General features: G+C 69.1%; 4 protein-coding genes and 1 pseudogene. All 5 read right to left on the reverse strand.

Annotated features, from left to right (window positions below; genetic code table 11):
• A pseudogene (locus tag JK363_RS40890) lies at positions 1-354 on the reverse strand (type II secretion system F family protein); the annotation flags it as partial.
• Positions 351-1,262: a type II secretion system F family protein gene (locus tag JK363_RS40895; RefSeq protein ID WP_201883403.1), complete on the reverse strand. Its 912-nt coding sequence runs from the start codon at positions 1,260-1,262 to the stop codon at positions 351-353. The pseudogene JK363_RS40890 and the gene JK363_RS40895, both read right to left, overlap by 4 nt.
• Positions 1,259-2,545 carry a TadA family conjugal transfer-associated ATPase gene (locus JK363_RS40900; RefSeq protein ID WP_307822107.1) on the reverse strand — a complete coding sequence of 429 codons (1,287 nt, stop codon included), beginning with the start codon at positions 2,543-2,545 and terminating at the stop codon, positions 1,259-1,261. The genes JK363_RS40895 and JK363_RS40900 overlap by 4 nt, the downstream gene beginning before the upstream one ends.
• A 44-nt stretch (positions 2,546-2,589) precedes the next feature.
• Positions 2,590-3,435: a MinD/ParA family ATP-binding protein gene (locus tag JK363_RS40905; RefSeq protein WP_201883404.1), complete on the reverse strand. Its 846-nt coding sequence runs from the start codon at positions 3,433-3,435 to the stop codon at positions 2,590-2,592.
• Complete coding sequence (locus JK363_RS40910) at positions 3,432-3,929, reverse strand: SAF domain-containing protein (protein ID WP_307822108.1); 498 nt, start codon at positions 3,927-3,929, stop codon at positions 3,432-3,434. The genes JK363_RS40905 and JK363_RS40910 overlap by 4 nt, the downstream gene beginning before the upstream one ends.
• Positions 3,930-4,723: the final 794 nt, after the last annotated feature.

A 4,723-nucleotide genomic window follows, 5' to 3' on the forward strand; every position in this document is an offset into this window, starting at 1 on the left:
ATCGAGACCGGCTCCGAAGCGTGCCAGTGCGCCCGCGGCCCATGGTGTCAGCAGCCCGGCGGCGGCGCAGGTTGCCTTGCCCGCAAGGTGCTTGTCCACGTCCGTCCCACACGCAGCAAGGTCCGCGCGCAGGGAAGCGGTCGGGAAGCCCAGCGCCCGCACCAGCGGCACAGCCTTACGGCCCAGGCGCGTGGCCCACTCCGTGTCCTCTTCCCTCGCGCTGCTCGCCGGTTTCGGCGGTGGTGCGTCGAGGGCAGCGAGCACGTCCGCGAGCGCGGGCCGTGGCGGACGCAGCCCATAGGCGGCGGCCACGAGCCCGGCGCCGAATACCGCGCCCAGCACGATCGTGATCACCGTGTTCTCCCCGTGGCGTGTGCAGTCTTGGCAGGGGTGGAGCCAAGGATGCGTACCGGCTCCTCGATGCGGCCGATGGCGGTCAGCCAGGTGAAGGAGGCGGCGAACAGGACTCCGACGACGCCCAGGACCAGCTGGCCGGCCACGCTGTTGAAGGGGTTCAGGTAGGGCCGGTTGAAGACGGTCAGGCCGACGGCCATTGCGAGGGTGACGGTTACGGTGACTCTCACTCCAGTGCGGATGCTGGCGCGGCCTGCGTCGATCCGCTGGCGCATGGCTACCTGTTCGCGCACCGAGTCGGCCAGTTCTCCCAGGAGTGCGGCGAGCTGGCTGGCCTGGCGTTCGGCTGCCATGACCAAGGCGGCGACCACCAGGTCAGCGAGCGGGTCGTCGACCTCGTCGGCGAAGGTCCGCAACGCGGCGGGCAGGGGCTGGCCGGAGCGGATCGAGGCGACCAAGGTCCTCAGCTCGCGCTGCACCGCGGCAGGGGCGATGTCGGCGGTGGACAGGACGGCCTGTTCCAGCCCGGCAGCGGCGGAGAGCGTGTCGCGCAGCATTTCCGTCCACAGCGCGAGTGCTTCCATCCGTTCCGTCCGCCGAGCAGCCGCCCGATCCGGGCCCAGGAGTCCAGGCAGTGTGAGCAGGGCCGCGGTGGTCAGCACGGCCGCTACCGGCCACCGCGTCAACGCTCCTGCCGCCACTCCAACGACCAGGGCGGCAACGAGGCGGCGCCGGTTCCACTCCGCGGGCAGGTGGCTACATACCCGCTGCCACCAGCCAGTCGTGGCGGCATCGCGGGCGGGTCGGCGTAGTGCACCGGTGATGATCAGCAGGAGGCCGGTGCCGAAGGCGGCACCCAGGATCGTGGCGACGACGATGGCCGCCTCGCCCAGTCGTGAGCCGGTCATTGGCCATCCCCCCACCAGGTGAAGCCCGCAGCCTGAGCGTCCATGCCTGCCGCGATCAGCTCCTGAAGTGTCTGTGCTCGCAAGGGCGTGGCGGGGACCACGCGGCCCTCGGGGCCGGGGCGGTAGACCTCGTTGGAGACCAGGTGAGCTCCGTCGGCATCGACGACCTCGCGCACCGAGTCGATCACACGCTTCCCCTCGGCGTCCCACCCCAGGTGCACCACGAAGTGAACTGCGGATGCCACCAGCAGATTGGTGGCCTCAAGCGACAGCCGCTCGGGCGCTTGGGCCGCGTAGGCGGCAAGCTTGGTGAAGACCCCGCGGGAAGTGGAGGCGTGGATCGTGGACAGTGAGCCGTCGTTGCCTTGGCTCATCGCGTTGCACATCGGGATGACTTCGCTGCCGCGGATCTCTCCGACGATGACACGGTCGGGCGACATGCGCAGTCCCCAGCGCACGAGCTCCGCCTGGTCGATGGCGCCCTGGCCCTCGATGTTGGGCTCACGGGCCTGCATCGCCACCACGTTGGGGTGCGCTGCCCGATCGTTGCCGAGGCCGAGTTCGAAAGTGTCCTCGATGGTGATCAGGCGCTCGGTCGAGGGAATCTGGGAAGCGAAGGCGCGCAGCACCGTGGTCTTTCCCAGATTGGTGCCGCCGCCGATGATGATGTTCTTCCGTGCCCGCACCAGCGCTGTGAGGAAGGCGGCCATGGCCTGGTCACACACCCCAAGGCGCACCAGGTCGTCCATCGATGCCGCCGGAAACCGGTGGCGGCGTACCGACAAGGAGACGCGACCAGTGACGGCCATCACCGCGAACAGGCGCGAGCCGTCCGGCAGCTGAAGGTTGAGCCGGGGCATCCCTCGGTCGAAGCGGCGCTCTTCGCCATCCACCCGCGCCGCCAGGGCGCGCACCAGGTCGACCAGATCGTCATCCGAGGCCGCTACGGGTGCTCCTTGACGCCAGATGCCATCTGCGGAGCGGATCCAGACCACCTCACACCCGTTGACGCAGATGTTCTCCACTGACTCATCCGCCAGCAGCCGCTCCAGCGTGCCTGTCCCGAGCAACGCGTCAGTGACCGCCTGCGCGACGCGTTCTTCCGCCGCGCGGTCCAGGGCGCCACCCCCGCGGACCAGCGCCTCGCGGGCCCGCGCCCCAAGCTCCTCATCGACCAACCGCTCGACCGTCACCCGACGTTGCGACTCGGCCTCTGGCGGCAGTCCCGCAGCTTCTCGTTCATCCGCATACTCCGCCAAGCGCGCCACGACCCGCCCGCGCACGGCGGCGGTCAGCTCCCGCTCGTCAGAGAGCTCCGTCACCGTGCTCACGAACCGGTCTCCTTCGTTGCCAGACCCGCCAAGCCGCGACGCAGGAAACTGCTGGCAGATGGAACAGCGCCCGCTCTCGCGAGATCACCGCCAAGGCCCTTCACTCCGACCTCGCCGGTCCCTGTCAGCAGCTGGGCGACCTCACGAGCCGCTGCCATCAACCGCCCCGTCCGCCAGCCGCTGGTCCGCAACGCCGAACGAGACCGCCCAGCCAGGACATCGGCCACCTTCGGATCCCAGGGCAGGAAGACGACGCGGCCCACACCGAGCGTCGCCGTGATCTCCCCCGGGCTGTAAGGGCACGGACCGACCACGAGCAGCACGTACTGCTCCGCCTGCTGGCCTGCCTCTGCCAGGTGCGCATACGTGTGCGCCAGCGCGTCCGCTCCACCTCGGGAAATCAGCACCACGGCATCGGAGGCACCCAGCAGGCCCTCTACGCACTCCCCTACACGGCCCACATCCAGCAGGACCGTGCCCTGATCGGCCCCCTCCCCCAGCAGCACCCGCTGCCCGGACTCGGCAACCAAACGGACAGCTTCAGCGCACGCCCTGCCACCCGCTGGCGAGGCCACCGCACGAACACCGAAGGGCAGATCCGCTGTCGCTGCCAGCAAAGAACCTGGCTGTTCCTTCCGTGCCGCGGTGGCAAGGTCGAGTAACCCAGGCATGTGCGGACACCCGAACCGGACCGTCAGATCACCGCCAGAGACATCCGCCTCCACCACCACCGGCCGCACATGGCCATCCGCGTGCTCCGGCCATGCCGCGGCCACGGCCAGCGCTGCCGTCGTCACCCCGGGCGCGCCCTTGACCGACCCGAGGGTGATCAAACGCCTCACGGTGCTTCCCGCCCTTCAGCTGGAAGCACCACCACACGGGGTTGCTCGATCCCCGCAGCGCGCCGCACCGCACCGGTCTCCATCAAAACCGTCACCGTCCGCGCACCGCCCGGGGACTCAGGAGCCTTCGCCTCCGCCACTGTGCCGACAACGGGAGCCGCCGTCTCCTCCTCATCGCTTGCCGGTGTACCTGCACCGTCCGGCCCCTCCAAGACAGCGACCCGGTCGCCACGCGTCACGTGCGGCGAAGCGCTTCCCGCTTCGATCGCGAACGCCACTTCCGACTGGCCCTCGGGCGGATAGGCCCGCTGGCCACCGAACTGCCCTGGTGCCAGCAACGACCCAGCCACCAGCGGCACCCGTGCCCGCCGACCCAGTACCTCGGCACTGTCGGCAGCTGGCACGACCCCGGTCTCCGACGCAGCCTCAGCCTGCCGCAGATCACGCACCTCGAGGACATCTCCCGCCGGCACATCCCGCGTCAGCACCAGCACCTTCTCCCGCTCGCCTGCCGCCGACGCGAAGAGGGAGAATCCGACCGCAGAGACAACCACTGTCCCCACACCAGCCCAGATCCAACCCGGCCTGCGCCGCCCCACGGTTGACGTCGTTCGCCGTGCGGGATCAGAGCGCGCCCCCGGCAACCTGGCACCCTCTCTCGGACGCGAAGGTGACATGGAGGTACCCACAATTACTCCACAGGAAGAGGAAACTTGCTGAACTCATAAGCCCCGCATCACGCGGAGCGGTGCGTCCCCAGCGCGGTCAGCGCACGACGACTGCCTGAACCTCATCAACGACAAGCGACCTCTCGGCGGCTATCGCCAGCCCCGGCACCCGCCCAGCCTGCCCTCCGCCATGCCACTCGACATCCCAGGTGACCCGCACCGACAACGTAAACGCCCTATCGGGCTCGCCCAACGACGACACCCGGTAGGTGTAGCCACAATCTGGCGACGCTCCCTGCGCCCGCAACCTGGCCGAGTACTCAGTCCCGGGCCCAGAGCAAGTCACCACGCCGCCCTCACCCATCGACCACACCGCCTCACGCGGCCGAGCAGTCGCGGTCACCCTCAAACCGGGCACCTTCACAGTCTCCGCTACAGACCGCCATGAGCCTTGCTCCAGCCACATCCATGTCGGAACCCGTACCACCTGCACAAAATCTTCATCCGGACTCGTACGGATCACTGGCCTCGGCAACTTCAAGTTCTTCACAGCCCGCCGCGCGACAGCCTCCACCGGCACCTTCTGCCGAGGCTTCGGCTTGGACCTCTTCTGCTTCTCG

This window comes from Streptomyces coffeae (genome assembly GCF_016741875.1).
Taxonomy (GTDB): domain Bacteria; phylum Actinomycetota; class Actinomycetes; order Streptomycetales; family Streptomycetaceae; genus Streptomyces; species Streptomyces coffeae.